General features: G+C 58.3%; 13 protein-coding genes. 4 read left to right on the top strand and 9 right to left on the bottom strand.

Annotated features, from left to right (window positions below):
• Nucleotides 1–21 precede the first annotated feature (21 nt).
• From JQK15_RS22505 to JQK15_RS22495, 3 genes are all read right to left on the bottom strand, one after another.
• Nucleotides 22–1,395, bottom strand: a complete 1,374-nt coding sequence (locus JQK15_RS22505) for an NAD-dependent succinate-semialdehyde dehydrogenase (protein ID WP_214868135.1) — start codon at nt 1,393–1,395, stop codon at nt 22–24.
• Nucleotides 1,396–1,426: 31 nt separating this feature from the next.
• On the bottom strand, nt 1,427–2,440 hold the full coding sequence (locus JQK15_RS22500; RefSeq protein ID WP_214868133.1) for an NADP-dependent oxidoreductase: 1,014 nt from the start codon (nt 2,438–2,440) through the stop codon (nt 1,427–1,429).
• A gap of 128 nt (nt 2,441–2,568) precedes the next feature.
• Complete coding sequence (locus tag JQK15_RS22495; RefSeq protein ID WP_214868131.1) at nt 2,569–3,474, bottom strand: LysR family transcriptional regulator; 906 nt, start codon at nt 3,472–3,474, stop codon at nt 2,569–2,571.
• 205 nt (nt 3,475–3,679) lie between these two features.
• Here JQK15_RS22495 and JQK15_RS22490 point away from each other — a divergent pair, with 205 nt between their 5' ends.
• Nucleotides 3,680–4,633: a proline iminopeptidase-family hydrolase gene (locus tag JQK15_RS22490; protein WP_214868129.1), complete on the top strand. Its 954-nt coding sequence runs from the start codon at nt 3,680–3,682 to the stop codon at nt 4,631–4,633.
• Nucleotides 4,634–4,801: 168 nt separating this feature from the next.
• On the opposite strand, the gene JQK15_RS22485 is transcribed toward JQK15_RS22490, so the two are convergent.
• The 4 genes from JQK15_RS22485 to JQK15_RS22470 form a co-directional block, all read right to left on the bottom strand.
• Entirely contained in the window at nt 4,802–7,054 is a 2,253-nt protein-coding gene (locus JQK15_RS22485; RefSeq protein WP_214868127.1) for a xanthine dehydrogenase family protein molybdopterin-binding subunit, read from the bottom strand.
• Entirely contained in the window at nt 7,051–7,527 is a 477-nt protein-coding gene (locus JQK15_RS22480) for a (2Fe-2S)-binding protein (RefSeq protein WP_214868119.1), read from the bottom strand. The genes JQK15_RS22485 and JQK15_RS22480 overlap by 4 nt, the downstream gene beginning before the upstream one ends.
• Nucleotides 7,524–8,828 (bottom strand): c-type cytochrome, encoded by a 1,305-nt coding sequence (locus tag JQK15_RS22475; RefSeq protein ID WP_214868117.1) that lies wholly within the window; start codon nt 8,826–8,828, stop codon nt 7,524–7,526. Before JQK15_RS22475 ends, JQK15_RS22480 begins: the two co-directional genes overlap by 4 nt.
• 99 nt (nt 8,829–8,927) lie before the next feature.
• A complete protein-coding gene (locus tag JQK15_RS22470; protein WP_353047253.1) occupies nt 8,928–10,262 on the bottom strand; it encodes an MFS transporter in 1,335 nt (444 codons plus the stop codon).
• Here JQK15_RS22470 and JQK15_RS22465 point away from each other — a divergent pair.
• From JQK15_RS22465 to JQK15_RS22455, 3 genes are all read left to right on the top strand, one after another.
• Nucleotides 10,221–11,090 (top strand): LysR family transcriptional regulator, encoded by an 870-nt coding sequence (locus JQK15_RS22465; RefSeq protein ID WP_214868115.1) that lies wholly within the window; start codon nt 10,221–10,223, stop codon nt 11,088–11,090. The two genes, JQK15_RS22470 and JQK15_RS22465, sit on opposite strands and share 42 nt — an antisense overlap.
• A gap of 108 nt (nt 11,091–11,198) precedes the next feature.
• Nucleotides 11,199–12,302 carry an NADH:flavin oxidoreductase/NADH oxidase gene (locus JQK15_RS22460; RefSeq protein WP_214868113.1) on the top strand — a complete coding sequence of 368 codons (1,104 nt, stop codon included), beginning with the start codon at nt 11,199–11,201 and terminating at the stop codon, nt 12,300–12,302.
• Between the two features lie 24 nt (nt 12,303–12,326).
• Nucleotides 12,327–12,623 carry a DUF1330 domain-containing protein gene (locus JQK15_RS22455; protein WP_214868111.1) on the top strand — a complete coding sequence of 99 codons (297 nt, stop codon included), beginning with the start codon at nt 12,327–12,329 and terminating at the stop codon, nt 12,621–12,623.
• 28 nt (nt 12,624–12,651) lie between these two features.
• Here JQK15_RS22455 and JQK15_RS22450 read toward each other — a convergent pair whose 3' ends face one another.
• Both JQK15_RS22450 and JQK15_RS22445 read right to left on the bottom strand, forming a co-directional pair.
• Nucleotides 12,652–13,524, bottom strand: coding sequence for an NmrA family NAD(P)-binding protein (locus tag JQK15_RS22450; protein ID WP_214868108.1), 873 nt, complete (start codon nt 13,522–13,524; stop codon nt 12,652–12,654).
• 611 nt (nt 13,525–14,135) lie between these two features.
• Nucleotides 14,136–15,134, bottom strand: coding sequence for a site-specific integrase (locus JQK15_RS22445; protein ID WP_353047252.1), 999 nt, complete (start codon nt 15,132–15,134; stop codon nt 14,136–14,138).
• Nucleotides 15,135–15,175 lie beyond the last annotated feature (41 nt).

The following is a 15,175-nucleotide window of genomic DNA, read 5'->3' as shown; positions in this document are numbered from 1 at the left end:
TCCGTTGGGGGAGGGTCGCGCTTAGCGCGCGACCACCATCAGCTTCTTGTTGACGAATTCGGAAAGCCCAAGCTCCCCCAGCTCCCGGCCAAAGCCAGACCGCTTGACGCCACCGAAGGGCAGTTCGGGCCGGGAGGTCGAAGGCGTGTTGATGTGCATCATCCCGCTTTCAATGCGCGATGCGATGCGGCGCGCGCGTTGCTCATTATTTGAGAATATCGCGCCGCCCAAACCAAACTGGCTGTCATTGGCCAGTGTCACGACATCTTCGTCGGTGTCGACGATGTGAATCTGGCCTACCGGGCCGAAAAATTCCGCACCGTACATCGGATTATCGGGCGTCATGTCGGTCAGAAGTGTCGGTTCGAAGAAAAAGCCGGGACGGTCGAGCCGCTTGCCACCGAGGAGCAATCGCGCACCGTGCTCGATCGCGGTGTTCACCTGATGCTCGAGCGTATCACGGGCACCTTCGGACGAAAGGGGCCCCATGGTCGTGTGCGGATCGAACGGATCGCCGAGCCACTGAGCCGACATGCCTTCGCGTACCAGTGTTGTGAAGCGCTCCGCGACCGCTTTCTGCACAACGAAGCGCTTGGCGCTCGTGCATGCCTGTCCGGCATTGAAGAGGCGGGCAGAGACCGCAGCTTTGGCGGCCTTCTCAACATCCGCGTCATCGAGGACAACGAAGACATCGTTACCGCCGAGTTCCAGCACAGCCTTCTTGAGCATCTGCGACGCGCGGGCGCCAACGGCAGCACCGGCGCGTTCGGAACCTGTCAGTGCCACACCTTGAATTCTGGGATCGCCGATCAGATCGGATATCTGCTCGTTGCTTGCAAAGATGTTGACGACAGCGCCTTCGGGGGCTCCCGCTTCACGGCACAGTTCCTGAAATGCGACGCCGCATTCCGGTGTGGTCTGCGCGTGCTTCATGAGGACAGTGTTACCGACCGCGATCGCGGGCGCGACAACCCTGATCAGCTGATAGATCGGGAAGTTCCATGGTTCGACGGCGATGAGAACCCCGACCGGATGATTTTCGATCCATGCCTCACCCAGGGGTGACTCGATCTTTTTCGGGGCAAGGACATGCTCTGCGTTTTCAGCATAGTAGAGGGCAATCTGGGCGCAGAGCTGGACCTCGCCTAGCGCCTCGGCCTTGGGTTTGCCCATTTCCGTCGTGATGATCGTCGCGACGCGGTCAGCATCACGCGTGAGGAGATCTCCCAGGCGCCGCAAGACGTCGAGCCGACGCGGCATTTCATCGCGCCACTCCGCCGAACGATAAACCGAATCTGCCAAGGTAAGTGCGGCCTCGAGCTCGTCCGACGAATGCTGGGCATACTCGCGGACCAGCTTTCCGTCAGCCGGATTGAGGGTACGGTAGTTAGACACGGCAGTTCCTCCTTGTCGAAATGCATGGGGTTCAGGCGAGCGAGGGCTCGCCAACGCGGACGACGATCTTGGCGTCGTTGCGCGCATTGAAGAGATCGATCAGTGCGGCAGGGGCCTGGTCGAGGCATTCTACGATCTGCTCGCGATAGTGCAGCTTTCCTTCGGCAATCAGCCGCGCTCCAAGCGCCCGCCATTCCGGGAAATTGGCAGCCCGGTCGAGCACGATCAGACCCTGGATCAACAGTCTTTTGGTGACAGCCGCCATGAGGTTCGGCCCGGGCGCGGTGTGGCCGTCATATTCGGCGATCATTCCGCACATGACCATTCGGCCAAAATCGTTCAGAAGCGGGAATACGGCCTTCTGTATGTCGCCGCCGACATTCTCCCAGTAGACGTCGACGCCCGATGGGCAGGCAGCCTGCAAGGCTGCGGCCAGGTCCGCCTCAGCGCGGTAGTCGATGCAGGCATCCGCACCCAGGACGTCACGAACCCAATTACATTTATCGGCGCCGCCGGCGATGCCGACCACCCGCGCACCCGCTTCGCGTGCCAGCTGCACGACGACCGAGCCGACTGCTCCAGAAGCAGCGGAGACAACAATGGTTTCTCCGGCTTTGGGGCGTCCGATATCGCGCAGTCCTGCGAAGGCAGTTGCTCCGGGCATGCCAAGAACCCCAAGATAGGCTTGCCAAGGCGCGCCCGGCTGCAGCACAGTAAGCTGCGAGGCGGGAGACGCCAGATGTGTCGCCCAGCCCCGCGCCCCCAGCACGATCTGGCCAACTTTGATGGTAGAATCCCGGGACTCAATAACTTCCCCGATCGTTTCGCCCGTCATCGGCTCTCCGACACCGACCGGTGCGGCGTAAGAGGGGGCATCGACCATTCGTCCGCGCATGTAGGGATCGAGCGACAGCCAAAGTGTGCGCGTCAGAACCTCGCCCTCGGCCAGACTTGGGATAGGCAGATCCACCGCTGCGAAGTTGTCGACTGACGCAATCGTCTCGGGACGGCTCGCGAGAATGATGGCATGGGCATGGTTGGGCATGTGCTTTAGGCTCCAGCAGAGCCGCAGTTCTGTTCTGCGGGCTGTTCGAGACCTAGCTAAGCGATGCGCTCAACAGTTATAATGGGAGTAGTTCGAAGATGTCTTTTGCACCGGGCGCATGAATGAGTTCATCTCCAAGGCGCGGCAGCCAGCTTGCCAGCCAGCCAGTCGGCAAAATGACGGGTTTTCGCTGCAGTATAGCGGGCCGAGGGGCGGATCAGATGAATATTGCCGCTTTTGCCATAGCTCCATTCCGGCAACACTTGGACGAGCCGTCCTTCCGCGCGCTCGGTTGCGCAAAGCCACGTAGCGCACACCATTATCCCGAGGCCCGCCACGGCAGCAGCGAGTAGACTATCGGAATCGTCTGTGGTCATTCGGCTCTGAATACGCACCGTCTCGGTTTGCGCCCCCCGGACGAGCGCCCAGTCCAGATGGGCGTGGAAACGCGAGTTGGCGAGACAGACATGTTCGCTCAAGTCCTTAGGGCGAACAGGTGATCCTTTTGCCTCGAGATAAGCAGGAGCGGCCACCAAAATGCGGTGGTTGGGAGCAAGGGTTCGCCCGACCATCCGGCTGTCATTAAGTTCGCCAATCCGGATCGCCAGATCGAACCGCTCTTCAATGAGATCGACATAACGGTCCGAGAATTCAGCCTCCAGTCGAAGGGCCGGCCATTGGGTGAGAAACTCCGGGAGATGAGGCGCGATCCAGCGTCTTCCGAACGTTGCCGGCATGGCCACGCGCAAGGTACCGGTCGCCGCCGCACTGGCATCCGCGACTTCCACCTCCGCTTCTTCCATAGCCGTCACTGCGGCTTTCATACGCCGGTAATAGAGGTCACCAGCCTCCGTCGCGGCGATGTGCCGGGTCGAGCGTTCGATGAGACGGACTCCAAGACGTGCTTCAAGCCCTGTCACACGGCGCGAGAGGACAGACGCGTCGCGTCCTAGTATTTTTGCCGCCGCTGTGAAGCTGCGTTCTTCATAAACGAACAGAAACGCCAGGATATCGTCGAGTTCTGAGCCGTTCATAAAATCTAGCCTTTCAAGCTGCCTATGCAGTGGCAAACGGCTACCGCTACACCGCACTGCGGCATACCTGGTGTCTCGTTTTGCGAGATAGCTGGAAGTCAACACGACGGTGCAATGGTTTGAGCACGCGCGCTGCCACGAAACAAGGTGTCCCGGATCGATTGTAGCGGTGCTCCTCGCTCATCAAAGGATCAAGGCTCTCCAAATGCAATTTGCCCGCCGTTCAGTGATTGCAGGAGGCGCAGCCTCGCTGCTGATGCCGTCCGTTCTGAAAGCATCTGGCGAAGGTACATCCGAAGGGTTTGCCACTCTTTCCAGAGGACGTGTCTGGTGGCGCCGGGTTGGGAGTAGCGACAGGACGCCGCTATTGGTCCTTCATGGCGGACCGGGCGCAGGGCACGACTATCTTGAACCGTTAGCGGATCTTGCAAGGGTCCGGCCTGTCATATTCTACGATCAACTTGGATGCGGCCGGTCGGACAAACCGGAAGATCAATCCCTCTGGACCATGGATTACTTCGTTCGCGAGATCGACGAGCTGCGCGACGTCCTCGATTTGCGCGAAGTCCTGCTCTTCGGTCATTCCTATGGCGGATGGCTTGCTCAAGAATATATGCGTAGCGGCAAGAATGCCCGAAGCGTCCGCTCCCTCATCCTTGCCTCACCGTCGGGAAGCGTTGCCGAATTCGCAGATGGCGCTGCGAGGCTGCTGGGCAGATTGCCGGGTAATCTCGATCAAAGGCGGCGGGAACTGGAATCGTCAGGGCAGACCGCGTCGCCAGCTTACCAGAACATCGTGCAAAAGTTCTATGATGCCTTTCTTGTCCATGTCGACCAGCCTCCTGAGTATCTCTTGCGGACCTTCGAAAACATCGCGAGCTCGCGCAACTATGGGGTCATGAACGGCCCATCGGAATTTAGTGTGACGGGCAATCTCCAGACATGGGATGGGCGCGGCAGCCTCTCCTCTATTTCAGTTCCGACGCTGGTCCTCACGTCCGAATGGGACGAAGTGACTCTGGACTGTCACGAACGGCTGCACGCCGCGATCAAGCGCTCCGTGCTAAGGGTCATCCCCAAAGCTCGTCACTTGGCGATGGTTGAAAAGCCCGCCGCATACAATGAAATCCTGGGTCAGTTCATCGAAGGCAGAGTGTGAAACGTCGCCCGGGCTTTTGACATGCGCTCTTCGCAAGCGACAGAAACGCTAGAATTCCCCCGATTTCGGAGCTATTCATGAACGTCCCGCCTTATCGGGCGGCCAACAGTGTCCACGCATTTACCGGCCGGGCTGAAGCCTCACCTCGGCGCCTAGAACCTCTACTCATCAAGCCATAAATCCGATCGCCCCTTTTACTTTCTTCGGCGTCAACGGCATCTCACGCAGCCTGACCCCAATCGCGTCCCGAATGGCATTAGCTAGGGCCGCCGATGCCGGGCCTTGAGCTGTCTCACCGGCTCCTAGGAAAGGCTCGCCCAGCCGGTTCATCACGTGAACGTCAATCGATCGCGGTATTTGATCAAAGCGCAGGATAGGATAGCTGCCCCAATCGAAGCTAGTGCGCTTGCTTTCGTCGTAAGTCACCTCCTCCAACATGGCCCAGCTCAGCGACTGAATGATGCCGCCTTCGACTTGATTGCGGATCCCGTCCGGGTTCACTGGCTGCCCGGCATCGACCGCTGCAGTGACCCGGTGTACTGTGATGACACCAGTTTCCCTCTCGACTTCGATCTCCATCGCGAGGGCGCAGTAAGCGCCGATGTTTTTGTACTGGGCAAAAGCCAGGCCGCAGCCCCGCCGACCATCGCCTTCAGGGCGATTTGCCCAGCCAAACTTACGGGTTGCTTCGATCATGACATCCCGCGCCCGGTTATCCTTCATATGCGCCAAACGAAAATCGAGCGGATCAATACCGGCTTCGATTGCCAGGTCATCCATCATGCTTTCAAGCGTATAGATGTTGAGGTGTGCGCCCAATGACCGCAGTGCCGACACGCGCAACGGCATTTCAGGGACGAAGTGGTATCGTATATTCATGTTATCTAAGGCGTAGAGCGGGTTGGCATTGCGATCACCATCGCCTTCGGGCATCGGAATTGGCTTGGACTCCTGCATTTCAAACGAGGGCACCACCTGTTGAGCTACGGCGTAACCGCCTGCGTGAACCGGACGGTTGTTGTGCGAGTTGCTCCACACATCGTAATCCCAATGAACGATCTTGTGGTCGGGTCCGATCGCTGCCTCGACTTTGGTGACCATCGCGCATCCGCAAGGCTCCCACCCAAATTCTTGCTCTCGCATCCATTGCAGCCGGATCGGATGCCCTGGCAGGGCCATTGCAATGATCCCGGCCTCGGCAGTGACATCGTCAGCACCGTTCTGACCGTAGCAGCCCGCAGAAGGCGAATGGATGCAACGAACCTCTTCGGGGGGCAAGCCTACGAGTTCGGCAACGGCGCGATGCATGTCGAAGACGCCCTGACTATGTGACCATAAGGTGAGTTCGCCATCCTTGGCCCACGCGACCGCGCAGGAAGGTCCGATTGAGCCGTGGCTGTACCAAGGACGGCTGAACGTACCAGAAACACTTCTGGTCGATAGTTTGGGCGCGCTGCGATTATCTAGAACTTGTATTTCTTTCGCCGGCAGCGACCGCAGAGCGTGGACTCCCTGAGCTACTGGAAGCTGAGCAATTTCTCGCGTGAAGGCGGACTGCTGAGCGACCCTCATCGCCTGAATCGCTTGCCATTCCTTGCGAGCAACGACCGCAATGAACGTGCCCTTGACGATTACAGCAACGACACCTGGCATGGTTCGCGCTTCATCAATCCGCGGTGCGGTCAGCCGGGTGCCGTAACTGGGGCCACGGACGACCCGCGCATGCAGCATTCCGGGCAGTCGCAAGTCTTGCACATAGGCCTCGCCACCAGTCACCTTTGCCGGAATGTCTACCCGCGCGAGGTCCCGTCCCACGGTGCGATACTGCGAAGGTTTGCGCCTCGGAGCATTCGCTACCGCCTCAGCCGTCAGCGACAAACGAGCCGCCAGAAGGCCATACGGCAGCTTGCGACCATCAGCCGCAATTACGTGACCATCACCATTGGTGCTGACCTGATTTTGCCCGATGTTCCACATCTTGGCAGCTTCGCGCGTAAGCAGCATGCGCACATTCGCGGCTGCATTCGCCAGTGCAGTGCCGCCATCCATCATCGAGTGACTGCCCGCGGTCAACCCTTCATCGGGTGTTCGGCGCGTGTCCGCAGTGATGAAATCGATCTGATCTGGGCGCATGTCGAGCTCTTCGGCCGCTACCTGCAATAGCGCTGTGCGAATCCCTTGGCCCAATTCAGCCTTACCGGAGAAGACCGTTGTATGACCATCAGGGCTGATCTGTATCCAGGATTCCAGGCGCGGCGAGGAGCGAAGGCTGCCCGCTAGATCCGGCCTTAACACGCTCGGCCCCGCGCCTCCCTCGCCGCCCCCGGCCTGATCGGCAAGTAGAGGCGAAGCGATCGAGAATAGCACGAGTAGTCCCCCCGCGCCGAGCACATGGCGCCGACTAACATAAAGGTCGTTCATGACCGGCGTCCGGCTGCTAAGGAATCCGCCGCTCGCCTGACCGCGCGCAGGATGCGCTGGTGTGTCCCGCAACGACATAGATTGGGCATCATGTGGGCGCGGATGGTTTCGTCATCCGGACTGGAGTTGACGTCCAACAACGCCTGCGCCCGCATGATCATCCCTGCTATGCAGTACCCGCATTGAACAGCCTGCTCATCGACAAACGCCTGTTGCAACGGGCTCATCGCGTCAATTGTGCCAAGCCCTTCCACCGTCCGCACTTCGCGGTTCTGGACCGCTGCCAGTGGCGTAATACAGGAAAAAACGGCCTCTTTTTCGAGTTGAACTGTACAAGCGCCGCACTGACCAAGGCCACAGCCATACTTCGCACCATTCAAACCAAGATCATCGCGAAGAACGTAAAGCAGCGGCGTCTCCGGCGTGGCGTCAACCCGCCGGGAGACGCCGTTTACCTTCAGCACAGTAGTCATGGTTTTGCTCCGTCCTTGCGGGCCTGCGCAACATCGCGCTCAAGATCTCGCCAAGGCTTCTGATCGGTAAAGCGGGCGCGCGCATAGTTCGCGACCTGTGCGATCTGTTGGTCAGTCAGGTTAGATGCAAAGCTTGGCATTTTTGGGCCGCGTCCTTCCACGGGTGGTTCTATACCTTGCAAGATTGCCTGCACGGCGCTCACCGGCTCGCTATCCCTAAGAGCGGAGTTGTAAGAGAGTGACGCGCGGCCTTGGCCCAGCATTGGTGCTCCGGGAGCATGACAACCGGCGCAGGCGCCTGCGAACAATGTGGCTCCTTCGGGGAACGAACTGGCGGCATCCCTCTGTGAATTTGAGGGAAAGTGCGAAACCGGCATACGCCCGGAGCGGCCAGCCATCTTTGAAGCAATATATGTCGCGATTGCGCGGACATCGGCTTCAGGCGCTTTGGATAAGCCTTCGACGACGGGGCCCATCGGCCCGGCCGCAACGCCGTGGTTGGGCGATACGCCAGTCCGCAGGTAGCGATAAAGCGCTGCGGTAGTCCAGGCTCGCACCGCCGGATTGCTGCTGTCTAATGCAGGTGCGCGCCAGCCTTCCGCGACGCCGCCGCTATAGGCGTGTGATCCTATCTCGCCACCGGCAATATTTCGCGGCGTATGGCAACCACCGCAGTGACCAAGCCCCTCTACCAGATAGGCACCACGGTTCCATTCGTCCGTCCTGGTAGGATCGTTCGAGATAGGCTCCTTGTGCAGAAACATCATCTTCCAACCGGCCAAGATTGGCCGAAAGCCGGTCGGGAAAATCAGCTTATTGGGGGGCGCGGCCTGATGAACCGGCCTTCGGGTCATAAGGAAGGCATAAATCGCATCGAGATCTGCGTCGGCAACATGTGTGAAGTGCTCGTAGGGCAGCGCGGGATAAAGATGACTACCATCCCTCGCAACGCCATCTCTCATCGCTCGCCGAAAAGCGACTTTGGACCAAGTGCCGATTCCAGTTTGTATGTCTGGCGTCAGGTTATTGGAATAAAGGGTGCCGAATGGAGTAGCGAGGGCCCGGGCGCCGGCCAATGGACTTCCGCCGGGCGCGGTGTGGCATACGGCGCAATCACCCAACGTCGCCAGCACCGCCCCGCGCGCCACTTCTGCCTCGGTAAAGCTGCCCGGATTAGGTGGATCGATCGGCGCAATTGAGGGCCGGTACGTCAACGCCAGCGCAAAGGCTACACAGATGATGCCCACACCTGCTGCTCGCAACAGGTTCCGCGTAGTGGCTAAGCGGCGCAGTGTGGCCATGCCCGCAATCTCCGAATTATTATGAAACAAGCCAAAGTTGGGCTGCGGTCACCGTCATGTAGGTATGTCGGGCGCACCGGCGTTTCTCGGTCTCAAATCTCAACGATGCTGGTATTGCCAGAGGAGCGATGAAGCGCACAGCGCGACGCCGGCACTTCCAACTGCAACCCAACCACCCGCATTCCACGATATCTGCGCGATGATTGCCCCCGAAGTACCACCCATGAAGATGGCACCGACAAACAGTGTATTAACGCGGCTGCGAGCTTCAGGCCGCAGGGCATAGACGATGTGCTGGCTTCCTATGACCGTACAATGATAGGCGAGATCGAGCAGAACCACGCCCACAATCATTCCGGCGATCCGCGACCATGCGATCAACATGATCCAAGCGAACATGATACCGAAGGCTCCAGCGATTATAAGAGAGCGTGGACCTCTCTTATCGGCAAATTTCCCGGCATAAGGTGCAATGAGAACTCCCGCGGCTCCCGCAACGCCGAACATTCCGGCAGCTTGCGGTCCCAACGAAAACGTTGGTTCCTGCAGGTGAAAGGCCAGGACATTCCAGAAAACACAGAAGGAGCCGAATAGAAGCGCCTGCGAGATCGCAGTGACCCGAAGCTCGGGAAGGTCGATCCATATCTGCCTCAATGATCGTAGCAGGGTGGGATACGATATTGCGATTGGCTTCCGCTGTGCAGGAAGCGTCGCTACCATCAGTGCTGCGCCGACTAGCGAGAGGCTCGCTCCAAGCCAGAACATCGCGCGCCAGCCTAAAGCCTCGCCAATCGCTCCCGATATGACGCGGCTGAGCAAAATACCGCAGAGCAATCCTGCCATAACTTTACCCATGATCGCGCCGCGCTCCTTCTCGGGAGCCAGCTGGGCGGCCAATGGGAGAATTTGCTGTGCGACCGTCGCAAAAACCCCCAGCAAAAAGGAGGCAACGACCAACCCGGAGGCGCTGGGTGCTGATGCGACCAAGGTCGCGCAGATTGCGAGAGCCAGGAACTGGACAACAACAAGCTTGCGCCGGTCAAACATGTCACCGAGCGGGACAAGGCTCAACAGTCCGATTGCGTAGCCTAGCTGGGTCGATGGGCCAACGATGGATGCAGACGAGCCTGGAAAGCCGCGGGCAATCAAACCGAGGAGCGGCTGATTATAGTAGAGATTGCTCACTGCGAGGCCGCAGGCGACCGCCATCGCGGGGAACGTCAGCGCGGAAATTCGCGAATCTCGCAATGATGATGCCATGAGCTGAATACTCTCGCGGCGGCCGACAACCGAACGCCTCGCCACTTGATAGGCGCATGCTGCGATGTGATATAGCTGCCCATCCGGTGGCACGGGTGTAACGTTTGGCGATATTGGTGAGGTAAAAGTAGAATGGACCTTCGGTATGTCGCAGTCTTCGTTGAAGCCGCTCACGCTGGATCGCTGGCTGCGGCTGCGCGGCGGCTTGGCATTCCCCCAATGGTGGCTTCCCGCCGTCTCGCGTCGCTTGAAACGGACGTTGGAGCACGCCTAATGCACCGTACAACGGTTGCCAGTGCATTGACGCCAGAGGGCGAGGAATTTCTTCCCTTCGCTCAGGCTATGTTGGAGAATGAGGGCGACGCCCGCCGTGCGCTGGCGCCTTCATCCGCGAACATTACCGGTCTTCTTCGGGTGACAGCATCTGCAGCCTTTTCCCGCAAAATGATCGTGCCGGCACTCCCGCAGATGATGCAGCGCAATCCGGCCTTACGGATAGAACTCACGATCTCAGACACCTTGCTCGACATCGTCGGGCTTGGCATCGATCTCGCAATAAGGATCGCGCCCCTGCGCGATAGCAACCTCATCGCCCGAAAGTTAGCCGACAACCCTCGTGCGCTTTACGCCACGCCGGCCTATCTTGCTCACCATGGCACGCCCGTTTCCATGGCGGATTTGCAGGAGCACCAATGCCTCACGTTCCCACAAATCACGCATTGGACATTTGCTGGGCGAGACAAGCCGATGCGGGCGAGAGTGTCAGGCGCGTTTACTGCAAGCTCAATGGAGGGCCTTCATGCTGCCTGTCTCGCTGATCTGGGCATAGCGCTGCTGTCACCGTGGGACGTGCGGGAAGAACTCGCGGCCGGCCGGCTAAAGCGGATAGAGCTTAATGATGGCAAGCCAGAACCACTCGCGATTTGGGCCGTCTACCCAACCACGCGGCTTATCCCGCCGAAGGTGAGGATGTTCTTGACCGAATTGCAAAAGGTCCTCTGACAAAGACGACTATATCGCAAAATAGTATACTAGTGGCTCAGTGAACCTCACTACTGCATAATCCGCTTCACGCCTACAGCATATCGCGAACTTAGCAGGAGATATGCTGTGGGATTGTTCGATCCATATGAATTGAAAAGCGTCACGTTGCGAAATCGCATCGCGGTATCGCCCATGTGCCAGTATAGCGCGACCGATGGTGTCGCAAACGAATGGCACCGCACACATCTCTCAGGCCTAGCCCGCGGTGGTGCTGGGCTTATCGTGGTGGAAGCTACCGCAGTCGAGCCTGAAGGGAGAATCACCCCCAATTGCCTGGGTCTCTGGAACGACGAGCAGGCCGAGGCGCTTGCGTCGATCGTTCAGGAGATTAAGCGATACGGAGCAGTGCCGGGCATTCAGATCGCCCATGCCGGACGAAAGGCGAGCGCCAATCGCCCATGGGAAGGCGACGATCATATTCCGCTAGGCGATGCAGGGTCGTGGGAGACGATAGCGCCGTCGGCCGTTGCTCAAGGCGGCGGGCTCGGGCGCGTCCCGCGTGAGATGACGCTAAGTGATATCGAGCGAGTGCGCGCCGCGTTCGCGGCGGCCGCACAGCGCGCCCGCGATATCGGGTTTGAATGGCTGAACCTCCATTTCGCTCATGGCTATCTCGCCCAGAACTTCTTCTCGCCGCACTCCAATCTGAGAACCGACCAGTATGGCGGGACTGCAGCAGGGCGCAGCCGTTTCATGCTCGAGACATTTGACGCGGTGCGGGACGTCTGGCCAGAGGCGTTTCCTCTCACCACGCGCTTCGGCGTCGTGAACTTCGACGGTGAGGATGAACAGACTCTTCCCGAGGCCATCGACGTACTAAACGGTCTCAAGAGCAAGGGGCTCGACCTTGTTGACGTCAGTCTGGGGTTCACCACCGGAGCTTCGAGGCCAGCTTCCGGCAATGGTTTTCTCATTCCGGTTGCAGAACAAGTGCGTCGCGAAACCGGACTGCCGACGAGCACCGGATGGAATATCAGCTCACCCAGGATGGCCGACGAAGCGATCTCCGAGAACAAGATCGATCTGGTCATGCTCGCCCGACCCATGCTGGCCGATCCTCACTGGCCCTATGCCGCTGCCAAAGCGCTGGGAGTTTCTGAACCTGGAATGCGGACATTGCCGCCACCCTACGCCCATTGGCTCGATCGCTATCGCTACGATGCAGCGTGACTTAGTTTCTCACAGGAGATTACCATGGCCGTATATATGCTGTTTTTGAAGCATGAGACGTTCGACGAGGCCCTCTTGGCAGATTATGTTGCGAAAGGGCTTCCCACCTTCGAGCGATCGGAAGGCACCGCGCTCGCCTTCAACGGAGAGCACACGGTATTGGAGGGAGATCCGCTGGACGGAATAGTCGTGCTGCGCTTTCCATCAAAAGACGATGCAATGCAGTGGTTCGACAGCCCTGAGTATCAAGAGGCTGCGAAAATCCGCAAGCAAGCGGCTCGGTTTTCCGTGATGATCGTAGAAGGCTTGGAGGAGCAGTAACTGCTCCTCCCCGTGGCCGGGTTTGCTTTCAATAGGCAAACTCGGCTGCGTGCTTGCGAATAAAATCCTCGACGGACGTCGGCTTGCGCCCCGTCAACTGCTCGAAATTGTCGAAAACCTCCTCAGACCCTGGAATGCCCTCGGTCCCGAGACGAATGAAACTGCGATAGGCGCAATCCATGTAAGCGGGCTCGGCGCCGGCTTCGAGAACATTTCTCAGGAATTCCTCCGGCGGTCGAGCTTCGTAGCGGTAAGGCTTGCCCATTACCCTCGACATGATTTCAGCGATCTCATGAAGGCTCCGGAGTTCATATCCTAGCCGATAGGTCTTACCTAGATGCTGATCGCGTTCACTCAGCACCACGGCAGCGACTTCGGCAATATCGTCCACATCCACCCACACTTGCCTTGCCGAGCCCACATAATGGCGAATGACGCCATCGCTGACGGTCCGCACTCCGCTGTAGCCAAGGAGGTTCTCGAGAAAAACTTCGGGACGAAGATGCGTGAAAGGGATACCGGACCATTCGATGTAGCGCTCGACAAATTGATGCCAGCCGTAATGGGCGACGTCTGTATCATCGTCGCCACAGGCGCCGAGGTGAACGATGTGTTTGACAGACATCTTCCTGGCTGCGTCGATCAGCGACTTGCTTTGGCGGAGCATATCGACCGTATAGCCGGTCAATAGGAAGATCGAATCTATGCCGTCCAGAGCAGGGGCAATCGTTTCCGGCCTGTCCAAATCTAAAAATACGGAATTCGATTGTTCGCCGGTCACAACAGCATCAACTCGTCGGACGGCCGAAATTGGCATAACGTCAGGCCGCTCAGACAGCTTTTTGGCCAGATTGCTTCCGACTTGCCCAGAAGCACCAAGTATAAGTATGCGCCTATCCAAAAGAAATTCCTCACTTTTACGGCAAAGTCTAAACTCTACCTGATACGTAAAAGTAAGGAATCCGCATTGACGCTACACCGGTATATCGCATTTTGATATTCCAAGCTAGCCGTAATTTAATAAACTGACTATGCCAATATGAAACTCCCGATTTGGCATGATCAATAAATCAACTTTGCAGCCTCCGGTGATAAACTATCGATGCGCGATAAATCGAAATTTCATAAAATAATCACGTGCACCTATAGTCAAAGGACGTTTTTAAAAGTTATAAGAGGACTTTGCTCCTCGTCAGAACATCGGCAGCAATCATATCAACTTTTTTTGCAGAACGGCGGAACGTCAGATAATGTTGCCAATGTATCATATTTTTTGGCAAAATTGTTATTCTATGGGCTTGATATAGGCCACCCAGATGACCAAAATCTAACTTATGGAGAATTGTTCTTAATAGGTGTCTTGAAAAAAGACGAGCTAACTAATTACTATGAAAATGATATTTCGATCGGCAAAATAGAAATTGCACGCGAGCGTCTTATCAAATGCTTTTCTATAGTGGAATAATTTATTAGGCTCTGCGCATATGGAGCCAGCAATCGGCGATGGCTAAGCTATAAAAATTTCTCTCCTGCATGATCTCGAAACATCTCGAAATCGCGCACATAGTCGGACAAGACTTGCACTGACTTATGCCGGCTGACATCACGCATCTTAAAGATACTCGCTCCCTGACGAGCGGCTTCGGTCAGAAAACCGGAGCGCAGCGAGTGACCTGCAAATTGAGTGGGATCGAACCCGGCCTCGGCCGCACAGCGCTGCACGAGCCGTGCAACGGCACGATCGGACATCCGATCGCCGGTCAGCGCGCCGCCGCGCGTCAGCCGCCGGAAGAGGGGGCCGCCCTTGTGCCCCGCCGCTTCGATCCACGCGAGCAGCAGCGCCTTGGGCCGAATCCGCCGCCCCTCGGGGATGGCGACGACATAGCCTTCACCGGCCTGATCGGTCTTGGAGCGGCCGATCAGCAGACGCAGGCCCTCGGGCAGCAGTTCGACATCATCCACCGCGAGGGCAACCAGTTCGGAACGCCGCAGCGCTGCCGCCATGCCGATCGCCAACACGGCGCGGTCGCGAGCGGCTCTGAGATCATCGGTGGTGATGGTCCGCAGCATTTCGCGCAACGCATCGGCATCGGCGGGCTGCTTGCGCGTGGGGCGCGCGCCATTTTCGCGGGTGATGCCGGCCACGACATCCTGGATTGCACCAGCGCCCGCCTGTTTCTGCGGCGGATCGAAACCGGCCTGACGGTGGAAATAGCCAATGGCGGCAAGCCGCCGGCGCACGGTCCCCGGTTTGATGCCGCTGTCGGCCTCAGTGGACAAAAAGGTCGCGACCGCGACGGGCCGCGCTGGCAGGCTTTCTATCCCGCGCGCGTCACACCAAGCGATAAAGATGCGCCAGTCGGTTTCATAGGCCCGGCGCGTCGCGGCAGATCGCGACGCTCTGGCATAATCTGCAGCGCGTTCGATCTCCGCATGCAGCGTGTCCTGCAACATCAGTTGTGGTCGCGCCACTAGCAAAGGGATGTCGTCTTTGGGCGGATCAGAGGCCATGGCAGCAACCCTAAATGCACCCGTGCGACCCGTCAATCTTG

It is taken from the genome of Sphingobium sp. BHU LFT2, from assembly GCF_018604485.1.
Taxonomy (GTDB): domain Bacteria; phylum Pseudomonadota; class Alphaproteobacteria; order Sphingomonadales; family Sphingomonadaceae; genus Sphingobium; species Sphingobium yanoikuyae_A.
The sequence above is the reverse complement of the archived record's forward strand: the minus strand, read 5'-3'. Positions and strand labels throughout refer to the sequence as shown.

Excerpts from the sequence above, each read along its gene's own strand:
- JQK15_RS22500 (WP_214868133.1), bottom strand. The coding sequence starts at position 2,440 with ATGCCCAACCATGCCCATGCCATCATTCTCGCGAGCCGTCCCGAGACG.
- JQK15_RS22495 (WP_214868131.1), bottom strand. The coding sequence starts at position 3,474 with ATGAACGGCTCAGAACTCGACGATATCCTGGCGTTTCTGTTCGTTTAT.
- JQK15_RS22490 (WP_214868129.1), top strand. The coding sequence starts at position 3,680 with ATGCAATTTGCCCGCCGTTCAGTGATTGCAGGAGGCGCAGCCTCGCTG.
- JQK15_RS22485 (WP_214868127.1), bottom strand. The coding sequence starts at position 7,054 with ATGAACGACCTTTATGTTAGTCGGCGCCATGTGCTCGGCGCGGGGGGA.
- JQK15_RS22480 (WP_214868119.1), bottom strand. The coding sequence starts at position 7,527 with ATGACTACTGTGCTGAAGGTAAACGGCGTCTCCCGGCGGGTTGACGCC.
- JQK15_RS22475 (WP_214868117.1), bottom strand. The coding sequence starts at position 8,828 with ATGGCCACACTGCGCCGCTTAGCCACTACGCGGAACCTGTTGCGAGCA.
- JQK15_RS22465 (WP_214868115.1), top strand. The coding sequence starts at position 10,221 with ATGGACCTTCGGTATGTCGCAGTCTTCGTTGAAGCCGCTCACGCTGGA.
- JQK15_RS22455 (WP_214868111.1), top strand. The coding sequence starts at position 12,327 with ATGGCCGTATATATGCTGTTTTTGAAGCATGAGACGTTCGACGAGGCC.
- JQK15_RS22445 (WP_353047252.1), bottom strand. The coding sequence starts at position 15,134 with ATGGCCTCTGATCCGCCCAAAGACGACATCCCTTTGCTAGTGGCGCGA.